The following is a 20,937-nucleotide window of genomic DNA, read 5'->3' as shown; positions in this document are numbered from 1 at the left end:
GCGCTCCTCGGTCATTCCATCAGTCTATTGGGACTCACACGGTGAGCAGCGCCGACACCGGCAGGTCGCCGACCGTGGCGCGTCCGGGCAGGAAGCCCAGCTCGATGAGCACGGCCAGCCCCACCGGTACGGCGCCGCAGCGGCCGACCAGGTCGGCGGCGGCACGGGCGGTGCCACCGGTCGCCAGCACGTCGTCGAGCAACAGCACCCGCTCCCCGGCCTGCAGGCTGTCGCGGTGCAGCTCGATGACGGCCGAGCCGTACTCCAGGTCGTAGGTGGCCTGGTGGGTGTCGTGCGGCAGCTTGCCCGCCTTGCGGACGGGCACGAAGCCGACGCCGAGCGCCAGCGCGACGGGGGCGGCGAGGATGAAGCCACGAGCCTCCATGCCGACGACCTTGTCCACCACGACCGCACCGTCGGCGTCCCGCCCGGCCTGCGCCAGCCCCTCCACGACGGCGGCGAAGCCGTCGGGGTCGGCGAGCAGCGGGGTGATGTCCTTGAACACCACCCCCGGCTCGGGGAAGTCGGGGATGTCGCGGACCAGGCGCTGCAGCGCCTCGCTGGCGCGGCTCAACGCGTCGACGCGAGACGACATGACGGTCACTTCTTGCCGCGCTTGGAGCGCGGCTGACGCACCGGCTGCGCCCGGCCCGAGCCGCGCTCGGCGACCGGACGGGAGCTGGCCGGCAGCACCCGCCCCTTGCCGAGCGCATCCGTGTTGGGCGTGCCGGCGCGACGCGACGGCACGTCTTCGTACTCGGCGTCGTCGTCGCCGTCCTCGAGCTCCTGCAGCTCCGCGGCGTCCTCGAAGTCCACCACCGGACCGACCGGGGACTCGTCCACGGCGGCCGGGACCATGGCGTACCGGTCGGCCAGAGCCCGCTTCTTGGCCCGCGCACGACGCGCCTGGAGCTGGGTCTCGGACTCGCGCATCTTCATCTGCACCAGGATCCGCGGCGCGAGCATGACCGAGGAGTACACGCCCACCGCCATGCCGACGAACTGCGCCAGGGCCAGGTCCTGCAGCGAGCTGGCGCCGAGCTGCACGGCGGTCACGTAGAGGATCGCGCCGAGCGGGATGAGCGCGACGATCGAGGTGTTGATCGAGCGCACCAGGGTCTGGTTCACCGCGAGGTTCGCCGCCTCGGCGTACGTCTGGGTGCTCTTGCGCAGGACCGTGGTGTTCTCCTTCACCTTGTCGAACACCACCACGGTGTCGTAGAGGGAGAACCCGAGGATCGCGAGCAGGCCGGTGACGGCCGCCGGGGTCACCTGGAACCCGGACAGGGCGTAGATGCCGACGGTGAGCGCGATGTCGTGGAACAGCGCCAGCAGCGCGGCCACCGACATCCGCCACTCGCGGAAGTAGGCCCAGATGAAGATCACGACGGCGACCAGGAACAGGGCGATGCCGAGCAGCGCCTTCTTGGCGACCTCCGCACCCCAGCTCGGGCCGATGTCGGTCTTGGAGATCTCGTTGTCGGTGACGTCGGGGAACTGCTCCTGGACGACCTGCGAGAGCTCGTTGCGCTGCTCCTCGGTGAGGTTCTCCACCTGCAGCGTGAGCGTCGCGTTGCCCTCGGTGGTGACCACCGGGTTCTCCGCGTTCTCGATGCCGGCCTCGCCGACCTTGTCACGCAGCTCGTCGGCCTTGTCCTGGGTCGCGTTGCCCTGGCCGACCGGGATGGAGTACGTCGTGCCGCCGACGAACTCCACACCCATGTTGAGCGGCTTGAGGTAGAGCGTGAGCATCGCCGCACCGACGAGGACCAGCGAGATCACGTACCAACGCCAGGTCTTGGAGACGAAGTCGAAGGACTTGTCGCCCTGGTACAGGTCGTTGCCCAGGCGGGACATCTTGCCCATCAGGCACCTCCTCCGACGGTGGCGGGGCGCTCGGTGCGCTTGGGGACGTCCATGCCCAGCGTCTCCTTGCTGAGGCCGGACAGCTTGTGCCCGGAGTTGAAGAAGCGGAACTGGGCCAGCCAGGACACCATCGGCTTGGTGAACCAGAACAGCACCGCGAGGTCGATGAGGGTGGTCAGGCCGAGCGCGAAGCCGAAGCCCTTCACCGCGCCGGTGGCGAAGAAGTACAGGATCACTGCGGAGAGGAGCTGCACGGTGTTCGCGGCGACCCGGGTGACCCGGGCACGGGCCCAGCCGGTCTCCACCGCGACCCGCATCGACTTGCCCTCACGCATCTCGTCCCGGATGCGTTCGAAGAAGATGATGAAGGAGTCGGCGGTGACACCCACCGCGATGATCAACCCGGCGATGCCGGGCAGGGTGAGCGTGAACCCGGCGGTCTCGCTGAGCAGCAGCACCATCGCGTAGGTCACGGCAGCGGCCACGGCCAGCGAGCTGACCACCACGAGGCCGAGCCCGCGGTAGTAGAGCAGGCAGTAGAGCATCACCAGGCCGAGGCCGATGCCGCCCGCGGTGAGGCCGGCGGTGAGCTGGTTGCCGGCCAGCGACGGGCCGATCTCCTCGACCGAGGTCTGCTCGTCGTCGAAGGCGATCGGCAGCGCACCGAACTTCAGGCTGTTGGCGAGGTCGAGGGCCGACTGCTCGGTGAAGTTGCCCTCGATCTGCGAGCGGCCGTCGGTGATGACGGCGTTCATCACCGGGGCGGTGAGCACCTGGCCGTCCAGGACGACGGCGAACTGCTCCTCGGTGCCGGCGAAGGCACGCGAGACGGCCTCGAAGTCGTCGGAGGCGCCGGGGGAACCCTTCGGCCGGGCCCTCTTCTTGTCGTTGCCCATCTCGATGGCCACGACCCAGCCGACGCTGTTCTGCGGGGTCGTCGCGCTGGCGTCGTCGAGCTCGGTGCCCTCGACGACCGAGGGGCTGAGCAGGTACTTGATGACCGGCTCGTCCTTCTCCGGCTTCGAGCAGGCCACCAGCGGCGCGTCCGGGTCGTCGGGCAGGTCGGCCGGCTGGCCGTTGGCGTCGAGCAGCACGCCGTCCTCGCCGCAGGTGTGCTCGTTGTACGACGCGATGGCGGCCGGGTCCGGGGCGCGCGTCCAGTCGATCGCCTCCTGGACGGTCCACGCCTTGCCCTTGCCCGCCGGGTTCTCAGCGGTCGGCGCACCGCTCTCGGCGGGCTGGTCCGTGGGCTGGTCGCTGGCCTCGCCAGCGGGGGCGCTGGCGTCGTCGCTGGGCTCGTCGCCGGGCGCAGCGAGGTTGAGCGGCGCCCGGCCGAGACCCTCGAGGCCGCCCGGCAGACCGCCGCCGGCGGTGGCGCAGGGGCCGTTGGGGTTGTTCTCGGAGCAGGCGACCAGGCGGAACCGGAGCTGCGCCTGCCGCTTGACGGTCTCCTCGAGCTCGGCCCGGTTGGTGTTCTTGCCGGGCACCTCCACGACGATGCTGCGACCGCCCTGGGTCGCCACGGCCGCCTCGGCGACACCGGAGCCGTTGACGCGCTGGTCGATGATCCGGCGCGCCTCCTCCAGGTTCTCCGAGCTCGGCGCCTTCTCGGCGGTCAGGGTGATCCGGGTGCCGCCCTGCAGGTCGAGACCCAGGGTCGGCTTCCACGTGCCGGTCAGCGCGACCAGGCCGTAGCAGATCGCCAGGCCGAGGAAGAAGATGATCAGGGTGCGCCCGGGGCGCGGACGGCGAGCCGCCATGCTCAGCGCTCCTCGTTGTCGGGGCGGGTACCGGGCTCGCCGGCCTCGTCGGCGACGTCCGCGTCGGCGGCGTCATCGACCTCGGCGGCCTCCACGTCCTCGTCGCGGCGCACCGAGCCGACGGCACCGCGGACCACGCGGATGACCACGCCGGGGGCGATCTCGACCTCGAGGTGGTCGTCGGTGGTGCCGACGATGGTGGCGAGGATGCCCGAGGTCAGCATGACGTCGTCACCGACGGCGAGGGCGTTCTGCAGCTCGAGCATCTGCTTCTGGCGTCGCGACGCAGGGCGGATGATCAACAGCCAGAAGACCAACGCGATCGCGACGATCCACAGCCAGGGGACGAGTTCCTCCACCGATCAACCTCTCAGCGCATGACGTATGACCCCGCCTCAGTTGGGTACGGCGGGCCGACGGGCAAGTGTAGCGACGCAACCCCACCAGACCGTGATCGGCGGCACCTTCGCCGCGGGTCGCGTGGGGTGGAGTCAGGCCTCGAAAAGGGTGACGTCTGTCGCTCCCGGCAGCTGCCGGGGCGGAGTCAGACCGAGGTGCGCCCACGCCGCGGGGGTGGCGATCCGGCCCCGCGGGGTGCGGGCCAGGAAGCCGTTGCGGACCAGGAACGGCTCGGCGACCTCCTCGACGGTCTCCCGCTCCTCGCCGACGGCCACCGCGAGGGTGGACACACCCACCGGTCCCCCGCCGAAGCGGCGGCACAGCACGTCGAGCACGGCGCGGTCCAGCCGGTCCAGGCCCAGCTCGTCGACCTCGTAGAGGTCGAGCGCGGCCTGCGCGACCGGGCGGGTCACCAGCCCGTCGGCGCGCACCTGGGCGTAGTCGCGCACCCGGCGCAGCAGCCGGTTGGCGATGCGCGGGGTGCCGCGCGAGCGGCCGGCGATCTCGGCGGCACCGCCCGGGCCGAGGTCCACGCCCAGCAGGCCGGCCGAGCGGCGCACGATCAGCTCGAGCTCGTCGGGCTCGTAGAACTCCAGGTGGGCGGTGAACCCGAACCTGTCCCGCAGCGGGCCGGGCAGCAGGCCGGCGCGGGTGGTGGCTCCGACAAGCGTGAAGGGAGGGATCTCCAGCGGGATCGCCGTGGCGCCGGGGCCCTTGCCGATGACGACGTCGACCCGGAAGTCCTCCATCGCCATGTAGAGCATCTCCTCGGCGGGCCGCGACATCCGGTGGATCTCGTCGACGAAGAGCACCTCGCCCTCGTTCATCCCCGACAGGATCGCGGCCAGGTCGCCGGCGTGCGTGATCGCGGGACCGCTGGTGATGCGCAGCGGGGCGTTCATCTCGTGCGAGATGATCATGGCCAGGGTGGTCTTGCCCAGGCCCGGCGGCCCCGACAGCAGCACGTGGTCGGGTGCCCGGCCGCGTTGGCGGGCCGCCTCCAGCACCAGGCCGAGCTGGTCGCGCACCCGGGACTGCCCGACCACCTCGTCCAGGCTGCGGGGGCGCAGCGCCGCCTCGACCGCCCGCTCGTCGCCGTCGGCCTCCGCCGCCGTCAGCGAACGGAAATGGGTGTCCTCGGCTGCGGCGAGCTCGTCCTCGTGGAACGCCACGTCCTGCCTCAGGCCTTCGACAGCGAGCGCAGGGCGGAGCGCAGCAGCGCGCCGACGTCGGGGCTGGTCGTCGTACCGGCCTCGTCGGCGACCGCCTCGACCGCCTTCTCCGCGTCCCGGGCGCTGTAGCCGAGACCGACGAGACCCTGGTGGACCTGCTCGCGCCAGGCGGCAGCGGCGGGCGTCGCGGCGGCGCCGCCGGTGCCGGTGGGGGCGCCGATGCGGTCCTTGAGCTCGAGGATGATCCGCTGCGCGCCCTTCTGCCCGATGCCGGGCACCTTGGTCAGCGTCTTGACGTCCTCGTTGAGGATCGCCGTGCGCACCCCGTCCGGGGAGAGCACCGCGATGATCGCCTGCGCCACCTTCGGGCCTACGCCGGAGGCGGTCTGCACGAGCTCGAAGACGACCTTCTCCTCCTCGTCGGCGAAGCCGTAGAGGGTCATCGAGTCCTCGCGCACCACCATCGAGGTCGGCAGCGTCGCCACCGTGCCGGTGCGCAGCCGGGCCAGGGTGCCCGGCGTGCACATCAGCTCGAAACCGATGCCGCCGACGTCGACGACCGCGCTGCTCAGGCTGGTCGCGGCGACGTTCCCACGCACGAACGCGATCATCGGGCTCCTCCTCGGCGGACGGGTGTGCGGACGGATGTCCGGGCTGATGTGGTGCGGGCGGGTGTGGTGCGGGACGCGGCGAGGGCGGCCTCGATCCGGGACTGGCTGCCGCCCCGCCAGATGTGGGTGATGGCCAGCGCCAGGGCGTCGGCGGCGTCAGCAGGCTTGGGCATGGCGTCCAGGCGCAGGATCCGGGTCACCATCGCCCCGACCTGGGCCTTGTCGGCGCGGCCGTTGCCCGAGACCGCCGCCTTCACCTCGCTCGGCGTGTGCAGGGCGACGGGGAGCCCGCGGCGAGCGGCGCACACCATCGCGATGCCGGCGGCCTGCGCGGTGCCCATGATCGTGCTGACGTCGGAGCGGGCGAAGATCCGCTCGATCGCGACCGCGTCCGGGGTGTGCTCGTCGAGCCAGGCGTCCACACCACGCTCGATGGTGACCAGACGCTCGGGCACCGGGATCCCGGCGGAGGTCCGGACCACGCCGACGTCGACCAGGCCGAGCGGACGGCCGATGCTGCCCTCGACCACGCCCATGCCGCAGCGGGTCAGCCCCGGGTCGATCCCGAGCACGCGCAAGGCCCTCACCTCTCGTCCGAACAGATGTTCGGACACACGCTATCGGGCGGCACCGGGCGTGGCGGTGAGGACACGCCCGGCTCCGCGATCAGGCGTCGAGCGCCTCGAGCGCCTCGAGGACCTCGTCGGCGATGTCGGCGTTGACGAAGACGTTCTGCACGTCGTCGAGGTCGTCCACGGCGTCGACGAGGCGGAACACCTTGCCGGCCGCCTCGGGGTCGGCGACCGGGATGTCGAGCGTGGCGACGAACTGGACCTCGGCGGAGTCGTAGTCGATGCCGGCGTCCTGCAGCGCGGTGCGCACGGCGACCACGTCGGAGGCCTCGGACTGCACCTCGAAGGTGTCACCGAGGTCCTTGACCTCCTCGGCGCCCGCGTCGAGCGTGGCCTCCAGGACGTCGTCCTCGGAGACCTCCTTGTCCTCCTGCGTCTTCGGCACCACCACGACGCCCTTGCGGTTGAACAGCCGGGAGACCGAGCCGGGGTCGGCCATGGTGCCGCCGTTGCGGGTGACCGCGGTGCGGACCTCCATCGCGGCCCGGTTGCGGTTGTCGGTGAGGCACTCCACCAGCAGGGCGACGCCCTGGGGGCCGTAGACCTCGTACATGATCGTCTCGTAGTCGACGCCGCCACCCTCGAGGCCACCGCCGCGCTTGACCGCGGAGTCGATGTTCTTGTTGGGCACCGACTGCTTCTTCGCCTTCTGGATGGCGTCGTACAGCGTGGGGTTGCCGGAAGGGTCGGGGCCGCCCATCTTCGCCGCGATCTCGATGTTCTTGATCAGCTTGGCGAAGAGCTTGCCGCGCTTGGCGTCGATCGCCGCCTTCTTGTGCTTCGTGGTTGCCCACTTGGAGTGGCCCGACATCAGTACCTCTTCCGTTCCCTTAGGCGATCATTCGGCGACGGCTCCGCAACGCGGACAACGAGGAAGTCTATCGCCCGAGCAGCTCGACGAAGATCCGGTGCACCCGCCCGTCCCCGTCGACCTCGGGATGGAACGACGTCGCCATCAGGTGCCCCTGTCGTACGGCGACCGGGTGGTCGTGCGCGGTGGCGAGCACCTCGACGCCCTCCCCCGCCCGCTCGACCCAGGGCGCCCGGATGAAGACGGCGTGCACCGGCTCCTCCAGACCCGCGAAGGGAAGGGCCGCCTCGAACGAGTCGACCTGGCGGCCGAAGGCGTTGCGGCGCACGGTGACGTCGAGCCCACCGATGGTCTCCTGGCCGGCGGCGCCGCCGCTGATCTCGTCGGCGAGCAGGATCATCCCGGCGCAGGTGCCGAAGGTCGGCATCCCGCCGGCGACGCGCTCGCGCAGCGGCTCGAGCAGGTCGAAGGTGCGGGCGAGCTTGGCCATGGTGGTCGACTCCCCGCCCGGCAGGACGAGGGCGTCGCAGTCCTCGAGCTCGGCGGGCCGTCGTACCGCGATCGCGGTCGCGCCGAGCGCGGCGAGAGTGTGCAGGTGCTCGCGGACGTCGCCCTGCAGCGCGAAGACGCCGACGGTGGGGCGGCTACCAGCCACGTTCGGCGAGACGGTGCGGCTGCGGGATCTCGTCGACGTTGATCCCGACCATCGCCTCACCCAGGCCGCGCGAGACCTTCGCGACCACGTCGGCGTCGTCGAAGAAGGTGGTCGCCTTGACGATCGCCTCGGCCCGCTGGGCGGGGTTGCCGGACTTGAAGATGCCCGAGCCCACGAAGACGCCCTCGGCGCCGAGCTGCATCATCATCGCGGCGTCCGCCGGGGTGGCGATGCCGCCGGCGGTGAACAGCACGACCGGCAGCTTGCCGCTGCGCGCCACCTCCACGACCAGGTCGTACGGCGCCTGGAGCTCCTTCGCGGCGACGTACAGCTCGTCGTCGGAGAGCACGCTGAGGCGGCGCAGCTCGGTGCGGATGGTGCGCATGTGGGTCACCGCGTTGGACACGTCGCCGGTGCCGGCCTCGCCCTTGGAGCGGATCATCGCCGCGCCCTCGGTGATCCGACGCAGCGCCTCGCCGAGGTTGGTGGCGCCACACACGAACGGCACGGTGAAGGACCACTTGTCGATGTGGTGGGCGTAGTCGGCCGGGGTGAGCACCTCGGACTCGTCGATGTAGTCCACGCCGAGGGCCTGCAGGACCTGCGCCTCGGCGAAGTGGCCGATCCGGGCCTTGGCCATCACCGGGATCGAGACGGCCTCGATGATGCCGTCGATCATGTCGGGGTCGCTCATCCGCGACACCCCGCCCTGGGCGCGGATGTCGGCGGGGACCCGCTCGAGCGCCATCACGGCGACGGCTCCGGCGTCCTCGGCGATCTTGGCCTGCTCGGGGGTGACCACGTCCATGATCACGCCGCCCTTCAGCATCTCGGCCATGCCGCGCTTGACCCGGGTGGTGCCGTGCTCCTGCTCGCTCATGAAGCGAGTCTAGGACTCCCGAACGCTGTTCACGAGTGCGTCTCGGGGGCGCTCTCCCCCGGCGCGGCAGCGGCGTCGGCGGCGTCCAGCTTGCGGGCCTGGCGGTAGACCTTCGCCACCCGGAACACCACGGTGTAGGCGGTGGCGGCGGCCAGCACCCACAGCGTCACGTACATCAGGACCGGCAGGTCGAAGATCGCGCTGAGACCGGTCATCACCAGGATCGACACGAGCCGATCGGAGCGCTCCGCGATGCCGCCCTTGGCGTCCATCCCCAGGGACTCGGCGCGGGCGCGGGCGTAGGAGGTCACCGATCCCATGACCAGGCACCACAGCGCGAGGCAGAGGTAGAGGTCGGAGGCACCGTCGTGGTCGGTGAGGCCGGCGAAGTACAGCGCCAGGCCGCCGAAGACCGCACCGTCGCCGATCCGGTCGAGCGTGGAGTCCCAGAACGCACCGAAGCGGGACTTCCGGCCGAGCTCGCGGGCCATCCGGCCGTCGATGAGGTCGCTGAACACGAACGCCGTGATCACCAGGACCCCGATGAGCAGGTGGCCCTGGGGGAAGAAGATCAGCGCGCCCGCGCACACACCGATCGTGCCGACCAGCGTCACCGCGTCCGGGCTGATGCCCAGCCGCAGGAACAGCCGCACGAACGGGAAGAGGACGGTCCCGCCCCAGAACTCCTTGAAGCGCTCCAACACGATCGACGAACCTACTGCACGGGCCCGGACGGGTCCCAGGCCACGTCAGTGCCAGGCGGCCGCGACGAGGTCGCGGGTGTCCTTGAGCAGCTGGGGCAGCGTCTTGGTGCCGCCGATGACGGTCATGAAGTTCGCGTCGCCGGACCAACGCGGAACGACGTGCTGGTGCAGGTGGCCCGAGAGCGAGCCGCCGGCCGCGCCGCCCAGGTTGAGCCCGACGTTGAAGGCGTGCGGTGCGGAGACCTCGCGGATCGTGCGCAGCGCCGCCTTGGTCAGCGCCGTCACCTCCGCGGTCTCCTCGTCGTCGAGGTCGAGGTAGTCGGCGACGTGTCGGTAGGGCAGCACCATGAGGTGGCCGGGGTTGTACGGGTAGAGGTTGAGCACGACGTACGCGCGCTCGCCGCGCACGACGACGAGGTCGTCGTCGGTGGAGGTCGCCGGGTCGCGTGTGATCCGGCAGAAGGGGCACGCCGGCCGATCCACGGCCTGCGCGTCACCGGGGGCGGCGTGCTCGGCGTCCGCGGAGGCGTCGCCCGCTTCTCCGCGCACGTACGACATCCGGTGCGGTGTCCACAGCCGCTCGAGGCCGTCGGGGTCTCCCACGGTCGCGTTCACACTCCTTCGCTGCACGTCGCTACGGGTCCCGGGTTCACCGGGCGCCGGTGCCCGAAGGGTAGACCAACGCACTCACCGCAGCCGATGGAACCACTGCCCCAGGTCGGCGGCGATGCCGGGGCAGGTGATGTTCTGGTCGCGTCGCTTCTCCACCCACTGCCCCATCACCGCGGTGCCGCCCTGGATGGACCAGTCCGGCCCGCACCGGTTGCGCGCCTCGGTCCGCGAGGTGTGTCCGGCGGCGCGCCACTCGGGAACGCCGTCGAGCGTCAGGTCGCCCACGACGCCGCGGTACAGCGCCGGCGTGGAGTAGACGCCGATCCGGTAGCCGGCGTCGACGTAGCCCCGGGCGACGCCCTCGATGACGGCCGCGTTGGCGCGCAGGTCGCTGCTCCACTCGAACAGCGGCACCGGCTCGATGTCGATCCAGATGATGGGGCTGAGCAGCCCGACCTTGCCCATCGTGCCGATGTTGTAGCGGGCCTGCTGGTAGCCGACGTTCTTCAACCGGCCGAGCTTGGTGGAGGCGTCGTGCGGTCCGTCGGCGCCGTACCGCTTCAAGGTGGCGGCGTCGGGATAGCTGGACACCGCGTACGCCGCCACCAGGACGTCGTGCGTCCGGGCCCACTCGACCTGGTCGGCCAGGCAGGGGTTCGGGGTGAACCCCGGCCCGTTGGTCAGCCCCAGGACGACGTACTCGGCCTCAGGCAGCGGCATCGGCATCGCCAGGCCCTGTTTCTGCGGGATCCCCATGCCGCGCGGGCACTGCGGCCAGCTGACGTCGCCGCCGAGGACCTCTCCGTCGCGCGGGGCGATGTCGCTGGTCGGCTTGTCGCCCTTGCGGGCCAGGCCCTCCGCCAGCGAGGCGAGGTCGCCGGCGTCGTCACCCGGGTCGCCGGCGTCGCCTCCGGGCGAGCCGCCCTCACTGGACTCCGCGCTCGGCGAGGCGGACTCGACCGGAGGGCGCGCCGGCGCGCCGTCGTCGGAGGTGGACCCGGTGCTGCACCCGGCGAGCAGGAGCAGCACCGCACCGAGCCCGGCGAGCGACGCGCGGCGCACGGCTGCTCAGACCTGCTCGCGGCTCGCGACGGCCTGCGCCACCCGCGCGATCGCCTCGTCGACCGGGACGCCGTTGTCCTGCCGACCGTCGCGGTAGCGGAAGGAGACCGCCCCCGCCTCGACGTCGTCGTCGCCGGCGATCAGCATGAACGGCACCTTCTGCAGCTGCGCGTTGCGGATCTTCTTCTGCATCCGGTCGTCGGACTCGTCGATCTCGACCCGGATCCCCTGCGTGCGCAGCCGGGCCGCGACCTCGTACAGGTAGTCCACGTGCCGCTCGGCGATCGGGATGCCCTGCACCTGCACCGGGGCGAGCCACGGAGGGAAGGCGCCGGCGTAGTGCTCGACCAGTACACCCATGAAGCGCTCGATGGAGCCGAACTTGGCCGAGTGGATCATCACCGGCTGCTTGCGGGTGCCGTCCGCGGCGACGTACTCCAGGTTGAAGCGCTCAGGCGAGGGCTGGTTGAAGTCGTACTGCACCGTGCCCATCTGCCAGGTGCGGCCGATGGCGTCCTTGGCCTGCACCGAGATCTTGGGCCCGTAGTACGCCGCGCCGCCCGGGTCGGGCACGAGCTCGAGACCGGTCGCCCGTGCGACGTCCTCGAGGACCTTGGTCGCCACGGCCCAGTCCTCGTCGGAGCCGATGAACTTGTCCTTGGCCTCGTCGCGGGTGGACAGCTCGAGGTAGAAGTCTTCGATGCCGAAGTCGCGCAGCAGGCTGAGCATGAAGTTCAGCAGGTGCTCGACCTCGGCCGGTGCCTGCTCGGGGGTGACGTAGGAGTGCGAGTCGTCCTGGGCGAAGCCGCGGACCCGGGTGAGGCCGTGGATGACGCCGGACTTCTCGTGGCGGTAGACGTGGCCGAACTCGAAGAGCCGCAGCGGCAGCTCGCGGTAGGAGCGCTGGCGCGAGCGGTAGATCAGGTTGTGCATCGGGCAGTTCATCGCCTTGAGGCGGTAGTCCATGCCGTCGACGTCGAAGGCCGGGTACATGCCCTCGCCGTAGTACGGCAGGTGCCCGGAGGTGTAGAAGAGCCCCTCCTTGGCGATGTGCGGGGTGCCGACGTACTCGAAGCCCTCGGCGATGTGGCGCTCGCGGACGTAGTCCTCCATCGCGCGCTTGATCACCCCGCCCTTGGGGTGGAAGACCGGCAGGCCCGACCCGATCTCGTCGGGGAAGCTGAACAGGTCCAGCTCGCGGCCAAGCTTGCGGTGGTCGCGTCGCTCGGCCTCCTCGAGGCGGTGCAGGTAGGCGTCCAGCTCCTCCTTGCTCGGCCAGGCGGTGCCGTAGATGCGCTGCAGCTGCTTGTTCTTCTCGTCGCCGCGCCAGTAGGCGGCGGCCGAGCGCATCAGCTTGAAGGCCGGGATCCGCTTGGTGGTCGGCAGGTGCGGACCGCGGCACAGGTCCTTCCAGGCGACCTCGCCCTTGCGGTTGATGTTGTCGTAGATGGTCAGCTCGCCGCCGCCGACCTCCGCCGAGGCGCCCTCGGCGGCGTCGGCCGCGGAGCCCTTGAGCCCGATCAGCTCGACCTTGTAGGGCTCGTCGGCGAGCTCGACCAGCGCGTCCTCGTCGGTGGTGACGCGACGGTCGAAGCGCTGGTTCTCCTTGATGATCTTGCGCATCGCGGACTCGAGCTTGACGAGGTCCTCGGGCACGAACGGCGTCGGCACGTCGAAGTCGTAGTAGAAGCCGTCGGTGATCGGCGGGCCGATGCCGAGCTTGGCCTCGGGCCACAGCTGCTGCACCGCCTGGGCCAGCACGTGCGCGGTGGAGTGGCGCAGGATGTCGAGCCCGTCGGGGCTGTCGATGCGCACGCCCTCGACCGCGTCGCCGTCGAGGAGCTCGTAGGAGAGGTCCTTGAGCTCGCCGTTGACGCGGGCGGCGATGACGTCGGCGTCGTCGCGGAACAGCTCCCAGGCCTTGGTGCCCGTCGTGAGGGTCGAGTCCTGACGCGCATCGGCGGTGAGGACGGCGACCTTGATGTCGGACACGGAGGAGCTCCTTGGGGGCTGGTGGTGGAGTGGCCGGCGTGTGGCCGGACACCGATCGTACCGAGCCCGTGCCCCGGCGGCGGAGCGGTCTAGACGACCGTGCGCAGGGCGCCGATGGCGCGACGCAGGTAGCGCTCGATCACCGCCCGCTCGTCCTCGTCCAGGTCGGCGTCGGTGGCGGCGAGGGCGCGGAACATCGGCATCAGCAGCTCGATGGCCTCGGTGCGGCCGGAGTCGGTGAGCTGCACGAGCGTGCGGCGCCGGTCGGTGGGGTGCGGCTCGCGGCGCACGTGGCCGCGCTGCTCGAGGCGGTCCACGATCTGGCTGGTCGCCGCCGAGGTCACCGACAGGCGGCGGCCCACCTCACCGGTGCCGAGCGGCTCGGTGAACAGGTGCTCCACGGCGACGAGCTCGTTGATGCTGAGCCCGGCCCGGGCGGCGACGCTGGGGCGGACCTGCTGGGCGACCTCCAGCAGCTGGCGCAGCAGGGTGAGCGTCTCGGTCTGCTTCCAGCCGTCGTACGGCGCCTGGCGCTCGGTCGACACCTCGCTCACTGCGACCACCCCCTCCTTCGCCTTGCTCGCCATAGTACATTTCACTAAGTTTCTTAGGTAGTCACTTACTCACCAACTTTGTCACTGGGAGCACGCCATGTCCAGCGCTCGCGACACCGACACCCACGGCCGTCTCGGCCGGCTGCTGCTCCCCCGCCGCGGCGTCGCCTGGGCGGTGGCGATCGTGCCACTGCTGGCCGCGATCGCCTTCATGGCACTGATCGGCTCGGCCGCCGTGCCGGGCGGTGCGACCGACGAGCTGCCCGACGACGCGGACAGCACGCTCGCGGTCCAGCTGCAGGAGCAGCTGCCGGACGAGGACACCAGCACCGCGATCGCCGTGTTCAGCGCCGGTGACCCGGGCGACTCGGCCGGCGACAAGCCGGTCGACGACGCCCTGGTCGGTGAGCTCCAGCAGCTCGTGGACGGCGTGCGCAGCGACCTCTCGCTGCCCAAGGGCCCGCCGGTGACGGCCAGCGAGGACGGCACCGCGGCCCTGGCCGTGCTTCCCGTCCCCGGGGGCACGTCGGGAGAGAACCGGGACCTGGTGACCGACCTGCGCTCGGCGCTCAAGGACGGCGTGCCCGAGGGCGTGAGCGTCGAGGTGACCGGTCCGGCCGCGGTGATGGCGGACCTCTCCGAGGTGTTCCAGGGCGCCGACGCCACGCTGCTCGCGACCACCGCCGGCGTGGTGGCGCTGCTGCTGCTGATCACCTACCGCAGCCCCATCCTGTGGATCATCCCGCTCACCGTGGTGGCCATCGCGGACCGGCTCACCGTGGCGGTGGCGACGCAGTCACTGGACGTGCTGGGCATGGTCTGGAACAACTCCACCACCGGGATCCTGTCCGTGCTCGTGTTCGGCGCCGGCACGGACTACGCACTGTTGTTGATCTCCCGCTACCGCGAGGAGCTCAAGACCAACGAGGACCGGTACGTCGCGATGCGCCGGGCCACCGCACGGACCGCGGAGGCGGTGCTGTCCAGCGCTGTCACCGTGTTCCTCGGCCTGCTCACCCTCGTGCTGTCGGTCTTCCCCAACACCCGTGGCCTCGGCGTGGCCTGCGCGATCGGCATCGTGATCGCGGCGGCGTTCGTGCTGCTCGTGCTGCCCTCCGCTCTGGTGCTGTTCGGCCGCTGGGTGTTCTGGCCGAAGGTGCCGCACGTCGGTGACCGCCAGCTCGTCGACGGTCGCGGCCTGTGGCGCCGCGTCGGCGACGGCGTGAACCGCCGCCCGGTGGCCCTGGTGGTCCTGGCCGGCATCTTCCTCGCCGCCCTCGCCTCCGGGACCTTGGGCATCCAGACCGGGCTGAGCGGCTCGGACAAGTTCCTCGACGAGCCGGAGGCCATCACCGCCGCCGAGCGGCTGGCCGAGTCCTTCCCCGCCGGCAACGCCGACCCGGTGGAGGTGCTGACCCGCGAGGACCCCAAGAAGGTGCTCGCCGCCGTGGAGGGCGTCGACGGCGTCGTCGCTGCCAACCCGTCGACCAGCGGCAACGGAGTCGCCCAGGTCGACGTGGTGATCGAGGCCAGCCCCGGCGAGGCCGAGGCAGAGAAGACGGTCGATGCGCTGCGGGACGCGGTCGCCGACCTCGACCAGACGTACGTCGGCGGCACCCACGCCGAGCTCATCGACAGCCGTGACGCCTCGGACGCCGACCTGCGCACGATCGTCCCGGTGCTCTCGGTGCTGGTGCTGCTGGCCCTGGTGGTGCTGCTGCGCTCCCTGGTGGCACCGGTCCTGCTGGTGGGGACCGTGCTGGCGACGTACCTGGCCAGCCTGGGGCTGTCCTGGTGGCTGTTCACCGGCGTCTTCGGCTTCGAGAGCCTGGACGTCAGCGTGCCGCTGCTCGCGTTCGTCTTCCTCGTCGCGCTCGGGGTCGACTACAACATCTTCCTGGTCACCCGCGGGCGAGAGGAGGCGCGCCAGCACGGCACCGCCGCCGGCATGCTCCGTGCGCTCACCGTCACCGGCGGCGTGATCACCAGCGCCGGCATCCTGCTCGCGGCCGTCTTCGCGGTCCTCGGCGTGCTGCCGCTGGTGGTGCTGGCGCAGTTCGGCGTGGTGATCTGCATCGGCGTGCTGCTCGACACGCTGCTCGTGCGCACCGTCGTGGTGCCTGCGCTCGCGGTGTGGCTCGGCGACCGCTTCTGGTGGCCGAAGCGGCCGCGCTCGCACGCCTGAGCGAGGCCGGTGAGCGCGCTGGGCGAGGTATGAAATCCGCCGTTCTGCCTACTGCTCAGGCATGACTTCAACGCCGAAGAAGAGCAAGAAGGCGTCCTCGAGCAAGAGCGGGAAGAACGCCAAGAGCGCCAAGAAGGCCACGCTGCACTACACGACCCCCGGGTTGGACACGAAGACCGCGGAGCGGGTCGTGGCGCTGCTGCAGGACCGTCTGCACGCCTGCAACGACCTGCACCTGACCCTCAAGCACGTGCACTGGAACGTGGTCGGCCCGCAGTTCATCGCGGTGCACGAGATGATCGACCCGCAGGTGGAGGCGGTGCGCGGATTCGCCGACGACCTGGCGGAGCGGATCGCCACCATGGGCGGTTCCCCGAAGGGCACGCCCGGCGCCATCGTCGCGGAGCGGACCTGGGACGACTACGAGATCGGGCGCGCCGGCACCCAGCAGCACCTGGGCGCCTTGGACGTCGTCTACCGGGGCGTGATCACCTCCTACCGCGAGGGCATCGAGGAGCTCGGTGACCTCGACCCGATCACCGAGGACATGTTCATCGCGCAGACGGAGCAGCTGGAGCTGTTCCACTGGTTCGTCCGCGCGCACCTGGAGGACACCGGCGGCCGGCTGAGCACCGAGGGTGCCGACAGCGAGGTCGCCGCCGCACGCGCCGCAGGCTGAGCACGAGACCGCGGCCGGCCCGGGCGCGTTGCCTTGCCCGGGCCCGATGCAGGACCCCCGGTGGACCCACGTGGACCCACCGGGGGTCCTGTCGTCCTGGGCGCCTCCCGGCGACGCCGAGCCGTGAGGTCCGGCACCTGCACTTCGGCATGGACCTGCCCAGACGTCCGGGACCTCCGACCCCGGACGGGGTGACGGGTGGCCCTACCTCCGCGCTGCCGCAAGGCGGAGTGTGGTCGGGAAGCAACCCCACGGGTCGCCCTCGACCCAGGGCCACCACCACAGCGAGGAGCCGCCCGATGAAAGCAGCAGTCGCCACTGATTTCGAGTCGCCGCTGGACGTGCGAGACGTTCCCGTCCCGGAGCCGGGTCCCGGCCAGGTCCTGGTCCGCATCGAGACCTGCGGTCTGTGCCACACCGACATCCACGCCGCCCGCGGGGAGTGGCCCGTCAAGCCGAAGATGCCGCTGATCCCGGGCCACGAAGGCGTCGGGACCGTCGAGCGACTGGGCGAGGGCGACCTGCCGCTGTCCGTCGGCGACCGGGTGGCCCTCCCCTGGCTCGGCTATGCCTGCGGCCACTGCCGCTACTGCGTGGCGGGCTGGGAGACCTACTGCACCTCACCGCAGTACATGGGCTACACCATGGACGGCAGCTACGCCGAGTACGCCGTCGCCTACGCCTCCCACGTGGTGCGGGTGCCCGACGGGGTCAGCTCCACGGACGCCGCGCCGCTCACCTGCGCAGGCGTGACGACGTACAAGGCGTTGAAGGTGGCGCAGCCGCAGCCGAACGAGACCGCGATGGTGGTCGGCATCGGGGGCCTCGGTCACCTCGGCCTGCAGTACGCCCGCGTCTTCGGCACCAACACCGTCGCCCTCGACGTGCAGGACGACAAGCTCCAGCTCGCTCAGGACCTCGGCGCCGACCACGTCGTCGACGGACGTGGGGACAGCGCCGGCGCACTGGCCGAGCTGGGCGGTGTGGACATCGCCCTGGTCACCGTCCCCTCGCCGGCGGTGATGCGCGCCGCCCACGCCGCGCTGAACCCCAACGGACGCCTGGTGCTGGTCGGGCTGCCGGCGGATGACTCCCTCGAGCTCCCCGTCTTCGACACCGTGCTGACGGGCAAGCGGGTGATCGGGTCGCTGGTCGGCACCCGCAACGACCTGGAGGACTGCTTCGCCCTGCACGCCAACGGCCGGACCCGGGTCATCACCGAACCGCGCAGCCTCGACGACGTCAACGAGTGCTTCGAGGAGGTCCTCGCCGGCCAGGTGCCCGCGCGGTTGGTCTTCGAGATCGGCAAGCCGCAGCGCTGACGGCCCGCCAGAAACGCCAGAGGCCGGATCCTCGATCGGATCGAGGAACGGGACAACGGGCGCTACCGTGCGGCCTACACCGGGCCCGACCGTCGGCTCTACCGGGCCCCGATGACGTTCGCTTCTCGGGACGACGCCGTGGCCTGGCTGTCGGCTCGTCGCGCCGAGATCGAGATGGAGGTGTGGGCCCCGGAGGAGGCGGCTCGCGGGGCGGCGAGCCGATCGGTGCCGACGCTGCAGGCGTATGCGGACATCTGGTTCGAGACGAGAAGACGCAGGGTCGCGCGCTGCGGCCGACGACCAGGCAGCAGTACCGGATGCTCCTCGACACGTTCATCCACCCGACATTCGGCGACGAGCGCATGGACCGGATCTCGTCCGAAGACGTGAACGCCTGGTACGACGCGCTCGCGCCCGGACGAGAAACCGCTCGCGCCCAGTCCTACAGCCTGCTCCGCACGGTCTTCACCAGCGCCGCGTCGGAGCGCCCGCATCCCCTCGTGCCCTACAACCCGGCTCAGATCCGCGGAGCCGGCAGCGCGAAGCGCGCCCACCACGTCCAGCCAGCCAGCCTCGAAGAACTCAGGACGATCGTCGAGGAGATGCCGGATCGCTACAAGCTCATGGCCCTCCTGGCCGCGTGGTGCGCCATGCGCTTCGGCGAGCTGACCGAGCTCCGGCGCGCCGACATCGACCTGCGCACCGGTCGGGTGAAGGTACGCCGTGGCGTCGTCCGGGTCGACGGCGAGTTCATCATCGGTCCACCCAAGACCGACGCCGGCGTCCGCGACATCGCCATCCCGCCCCACCTGCTGCCGCTGGTGAAAGACCACCTCTCCGACCACACCGCGCCCGGCAGAGAGTCGCTGCTCTTCCCGGCCGCCGGCGACAGCAACCGCCACATGGCTCCGGCGACGCTGTACAAGGTCTACTACCCGGCCCGCGAGGCCGCCGGCCGTCCAGATCTCCGTTGGCACGACCTCCGGCACACCGGCGCTGTGCTGGCCGCGCAGACCGGTGCCACGCTGGCGGAACTCATGGGTCGCCTCGGCCACTCGACCCCAGGGGCAGCGATGCGCTACCAGCACGCGGCTGCTGACCGGGACGCCGAGATCGCCCGGCGCCTGTCGGAGTTGGCTGGCTCATAAGCGGGGAGAAGACGCCCGCCGTGAGGTATCGCTGCTAGCGCTGGGAGCAGCCTGCACGGTGACCGCACAACCAGACCCCCCTCGCGCCCCGCAACGCCGACGCGCGCCTGTTCCCCCGCGCAGAATCGCGGGTGTGCTGCGCCCAAAGCGCGCCATAAGGGGGTTGCGGAGGTCTACGGCGTTACCGCGAATCGCGTCACCACAGGTCAGAGCCGGTCTTCTCCAGCAGCGCGATGCATTCGACGTGGTGCGTCATCGGGAACAGGCTTCGCCCCTGAGCGTGAACGCGATCCATTGCGATCATCTGCATCCGTAGCCCAGAAACCGCCCTGACCTGCAACGATGCCGCTTGCGACCTTGGTTGGCGTCGGCGCGGGGTTGCGTACATCTGCGAATCAAAGCGAGCCCAATCCGAGCCCTCCCGTCAAGCGACCTCTGGCAATCGCAATGGACCACAGCACCCGCGCCTGTCAGGGGCGGGAGAGGCACCTCACACTCTGGATTAATGAGCCGCGTACAACCGTCGGAGCCTCGGGCGCGGTCAAGTCGCCCCCGACTCAATAGGAGCGTAAACGCTCGATGTGCCGCCGTTGCTGCTTCTCGTCCTGCTTGATGTGGACATTCACGAGGACTCGATGTCCGTCGGGCTTGTAGTAGATGCGCCCGAGACCTTCGCTGCCGGCGATGCCGGTCGCGAGCTTAGTGACCGCGTACCAACCGCGCATGCCCTCGAGGTCCTTCCCCACGAGCCGCCCAGAATCGATGTCCATGAGCGCTCGCATCGTCGCCGCAGGCGACTCGAGGTTCGCGATCACGTCCACTGAGTCGAGCACGAACACGAGACGGCCGAACGCCTGAGGGAGGAACTCGACGACACCTCCGCGACGCGGCCGCTGGGCGGTCGCGGCGCGAAGGCGCTCGGTCTCCAACGCATCGAGTTCGGCAAGCCGCCCGAGGAGCGCGTCGACTTGGCCGGCCAGGTCGTCGGCTCGCGCCGCATTCTCGGAGGCATTGGCGTCGGCGGCGCGGACCCGCTCCAGGAGCAGGGAGTTCTCGGCGAGGGCAAGCTCGCGGAGCTCTTCCGCATCCGCCAGGCTCTTCACCAACTCGGCAGCGTCAGCCATGCCTCCCAGGCCCTGCCGAATCGACACCAACTGTTCCTGGAGGTCGGCGTGCCGGCGCTCCGCCAGGGCCAGCGACTCTCGGTAACGCTGCTCATTGGCCCGCGCGTTCGCGGGGTCCCTTCGAAGGAGCGAGAGTTCGCGCTCGGCAGCCTCTCCCTTGCGCGTCGCTATATACAGCTCGTTGAGGAGCTCCTCGATCCGCGCCTCGGCATCTGCCAGACGTGCCGCCGTCGGATCGATCGCAGGCACCGTGGGGGCAGGCACCGATGGCGGCGTGATGACGGCCCCGATCAGGGTAAGGGCCTCGGCCCGACTGCCCTTGAATCGAAGCCGGGCGAACCAGTCGTAGAAGTTGCCGTCCTCGGCCGGGCGGTGGCTGACGTCCCAGCGTTGGACGCTGAGGTCGGCCGCCTCCAGCGCCGTGACCACGCGACTCGCCGTGCGCTCCGACGCGTTGAACACGACGTAGTGCCCGTACCGGTTGGTTTCCAGGTGCCACTCGACGTCGAACCCGACCGCATCGAGCGGTTCGTCCGCACTTGGCGCATACGGAACGTCTGCGCCGGCGAATAGGAATCGGTCGCAGTCCGCGAGCTCCCAACTCGGTCCCGCCAGGTCGATGACGTCGTCCGACTGCAGCGGATAGACGGACCCGGCGTAGGCGACCCCCGCGTACCCGTCCGGGGTCAAGCGAATCGGACGGCGTACGCCAGTCTCGACCTCGGTTCCGTGGTCGAGTACCCGAACGACTGACTTCGCGCTGGCCATG

The 20,937-nt window shown here is 70.7% G+C and carries 21 protein-coding genes; 5 read left to right on the top strand and 16 right to left on the bottom strand.

Annotation, left to right across the window (positions count from 1 at the left end; genetic code table 11):
- Positions 1–34: 34 nt before the first annotated feature.
- From KG111_RS07970 to KG111_RS07900, 15 genes are all read right to left on the bottom strand, one after another.
- Entirely contained in the window at positions 35–574 is a 540-nt protein-coding gene (locus tag KG111_RS07970; RefSeq protein WP_372440119.1) for an adenine phosphoribosyltransferase, read from the bottom strand.
- 26 nt (positions 575–600) lie between these two features.
- A complete protein-coding gene (secF, locus tag KG111_RS07965) occupies positions 601–1,866 on the bottom strand; it encodes a protein translocase subunit SecF (RefSeq protein ID WP_205290116.1) in 1,266 nt (421 codons plus the stop codon).
- Positions 1,866–3,626, bottom strand: coding sequence for a protein translocase subunit SecD (secD, locus tag KG111_RS07960; protein WP_205290115.1), 1,761 nt, complete (start codon positions 3,624–3,626; stop codon positions 1,866–1,868). The genes secF and secD overlap by 1 nt, the downstream gene beginning before the upstream one ends.
- Before the next feature lie 2 nt (positions 3,627–3,628).
- A complete protein-coding gene (gene yajC / locus KG111_RS07955) occupies positions 3,629–3,985 on the bottom strand; it encodes a preprotein translocase subunit YajC (RefSeq protein WP_205290114.1) in 357 nt (118 codons plus the stop codon).
- Positions 3,986–4,117: 132 nt separating this feature from the next.
- Entirely contained in the window at positions 4,118–5,197 is a 1,080-nt protein-coding gene (gene ruvB, locus KG111_RS07950; RefSeq protein WP_205290113.1) for a Holliday junction branch migration DNA helicase RuvB, read from the bottom strand.
- An 8-nt stretch (positions 5,198–5,205) separates the two neighbouring features.
- Complete coding sequence (ruvA, locus tag KG111_RS07945; protein WP_205290112.1) at positions 5,206–5,808, bottom strand: Holliday junction branch migration protein RuvA; 603 nt, start codon at positions 5,806–5,808, stop codon at positions 5,206–5,208.
- Positions 5,805–6,386 carry a crossover junction endodeoxyribonuclease RuvC gene (ruvC, locus tag KG111_RS07940; protein WP_205290126.1) on the bottom strand — a complete coding sequence of 194 codons (582 nt, stop codon included), beginning with the start codon at positions 6,384–6,386 and terminating at the stop codon, positions 5,805–5,807. Before ruvC ends, ruvA begins: the two co-directional genes overlap by 4 nt.
- A gap of 88 nt (positions 6,387–6,474) precedes the next feature.
- Complete coding sequence (locus KG111_RS07935; RefSeq protein ID WP_205290111.1) at positions 6,475–7,251, bottom strand: YebC/PmpR family DNA-binding transcriptional regulator; 777 nt, start codon at positions 7,249–7,251, stop codon at positions 6,475–6,477.
- A gap of 67 nt (positions 7,252–7,318) precedes the next feature.
- Positions 7,319–7,906 (bottom strand): pyridoxal 5'-phosphate synthase glutaminase subunit PdxT, encoded by a 588-nt coding sequence (gene pdxT / locus KG111_RS07930; protein WP_205290110.1) that lies wholly within the window; start codon positions 7,904–7,906, stop codon positions 7,319–7,321.
- Positions 7,896–8,786, bottom strand: coding sequence for a pyridoxal 5'-phosphate synthase lyase subunit PdxS (gene pdxS / locus KG111_RS07925; RefSeq protein WP_205290109.1), 891 nt, complete (start codon positions 8,784–8,786; stop codon positions 7,896–7,898). Before pdxS ends, pdxT begins: the two co-directional genes overlap by 11 nt.
- Before the next feature lie 29 nt (positions 8,787–8,815).
- Positions 8,816–9,490 (bottom strand): phosphatidylinositol phosphate synthase, encoded by a 675-nt coding sequence (gene pgsA / locus KG111_RS07920; protein WP_205290108.1) that lies wholly within the window; start codon positions 9,488–9,490, stop codon positions 8,816–8,818.
- A 45-nt stretch (positions 9,491–9,535) separates the two neighbouring features.
- Positions 9,536–10,048 (bottom strand): HIT family protein, encoded by a 513-nt coding sequence (locus KG111_RS07915; RefSeq protein WP_205290125.1) that lies wholly within the window; start codon positions 10,046–10,048, stop codon positions 9,536–9,538.
- A 129-nt stretch (positions 10,049–10,177) separates the two neighbouring features.
- Positions 10,178–11,164: a glycoside hydrolase family 25 domain-containing protein gene (locus KG111_RS07910; RefSeq protein ID WP_205290107.1), complete on the bottom strand. Its 987-nt coding sequence runs from the start codon at positions 11,162–11,164 to the stop codon at positions 10,178–10,180.
- Positions 11,165–11,170: 6 nt separating this feature from the next.
- Complete coding sequence (gene thrS, locus KG111_RS07905) at positions 11,171–13,156, bottom strand: threonine--tRNA ligase (RefSeq protein WP_205290106.1); 1,986 nt, start codon at positions 13,154–13,156, stop codon at positions 11,171–11,173.
- An 89-nt stretch (positions 13,157–13,245) separates the two neighbouring features.
- Positions 13,246–13,710 carry a MarR family winged helix-turn-helix transcriptional regulator gene (locus KG111_RS07900; protein ID WP_205290105.1) on the bottom strand — a complete coding sequence of 155 codons (465 nt, stop codon included), beginning with the start codon at positions 13,708–13,710 and terminating at the stop codon, positions 13,246–13,248.
- 97 nt (positions 13,711–13,807) lie between these two features.
- On the opposite strand from KG111_RS07900, the gene KG111_RS07895 reads away from it, so the two are divergent.
- The 5 genes from KG111_RS07895 to KG111_RS07880 all read left to right on the top strand — a co-directional run bounded on the left by KG111_RS07895 (position 13,808) and on the right by KG111_RS07880 (position 19,044).
- Positions 13,808–15,895, top strand: a complete 2,088-nt coding sequence (locus KG111_RS07895; protein WP_205290104.1) for an MMPL family transporter — start codon at positions 13,808–13,810, stop codon at positions 15,893–15,895.
- 61 nt (positions 15,896–15,956) lie between these two features.
- Entirely contained in the window at positions 15,957–16,574 is a 618-nt protein-coding gene (dps, locus tag KG111_RS07890) for a DNA starvation/stationary phase protection protein Dps (RefSeq protein WP_205290103.1), read from the top strand.
- A gap of 299 nt (positions 16,575–16,873) precedes the next feature.
- Entirely contained in the window at positions 16,874–17,896 is a 1,023-nt protein-coding gene (locus KG111_RS07885; protein ID WP_205290102.1) for an alcohol dehydrogenase catalytic domain-containing protein, read from the top strand.
- A gap of 27 nt (positions 17,897–17,923) precedes the next feature.
- Positions 17,924–18,286 (top strand): hypothetical protein, encoded by a 363-nt coding sequence (locus KG111_RS18615; protein WP_490707488.1) that lies wholly within the window; start codon positions 17,924–17,926, stop codon positions 18,284–18,286.
- A complete protein-coding gene (locus tag KG111_RS07880; protein ID WP_205290101.1) occupies positions 18,214–19,044 on the top strand; it encodes a tyrosine-type recombinase/integrase in 831 nt (276 codons plus the stop codon). The genes KG111_RS18615 and KG111_RS07880 overlap by 73 nt, the downstream gene beginning before the upstream one ends.
- Positions 19,045–19,601: 557 nt before the next feature.
- On the opposite strand, the gene KG111_RS07875 is transcribed toward KG111_RS07880, so the two are convergent.
- Positions 19,602–20,936 (bottom strand): hypothetical protein, encoded by a 1,335-nt coding sequence (locus KG111_RS07875; RefSeq protein ID WP_205290100.1) that lies wholly within the window; start codon positions 20,934–20,936, stop codon positions 19,602–19,604.
- Position 20,937 lies beyond the last annotated feature (1 nt).

The organism is Nocardioides faecalis, from assembly GCF_018388425.1.
GTDB lineage: Bacteria > Actinomycetota > Actinomycetes > Propionibacteriales > Nocardioidaceae > Nocardioides > Nocardioides faecalis.
This window is presented reverse-complemented; position numbering and strand designations above follow the sequence as displayed.

Bases quoted from the DNA above. Each gene is read 5' to 3' on its own strand.
- secF (WP_205290116.1), bottom strand. From the start codon at position 1,866: ATGGGCAAGATGTCCCGCCTGGGCAACGACCTGTACCAGGGCGACAAG.
- secD (WP_205290115.1), bottom strand. From the start codon at position 3,626: ATGGCGGCTCGCCGTCCGCGCCCCGGGCGCACCCTGATCATCTTCTTC.
- ruvA (WP_205290112.1), bottom strand. From the start codon at position 5,808: ATGATCGCGTTCGTGCGTGGGAACGTCGCCGCGACCAGCCTGAGCAGC.
- KG111_RS07935 (WP_205290111.1), bottom strand. From the start codon at position 7,251: ATGTCGGGCCACTCCAAGTGGGCAACCACGAAGCACAAGAAGGCGGCG.
- pdxS (WP_205290109.1), bottom strand. From the start codon at position 8,786: ATGAGCGAGCAGGAGCACGGCACCACCCGGGTCAAGCGCGGCATGGCC.
- KG111_RS07915 (WP_205290125.1), bottom strand. From the start codon at position 10,048: ATGTCGTACGTGCGCGGAGAAGCGGGCGACGCCTCCGCGGACGCCGAG.
- KG111_RS07895 (WP_205290104.1), top strand. From the start codon at position 13,808: ATGTCCAGCGCTCGCGACACCGACACCCACGGCCGTCTCGGCCGGCTG.
- dps (WP_205290103.1), top strand. From the start codon at position 15,957: ATGACTTCAACGCCGAAGAAGAGCAAGAAGGCGTCCTCGAGCAAGAGC.
- KG111_RS07885 (WP_205290102.1), top strand. From the start codon at position 16,874: ATGAAAGCAGCAGTCGCCACTGATTTCGAGTCGCCGCTGGACGTGCGA.
- KG111_RS07880 (WP_205290101.1), top strand. From the start codon at position 18,214: ATGCTCCTCGACACGTTCATCCACCCGACATTCGGCGACGAGCGCATG.
- KG111_RS07875 (WP_205290100.1), bottom strand. From the start codon at position 20,936: ATGGCCAGCGCGAAGTCAGTCGTTCGGGTACTCGACCACGGAACCGAG.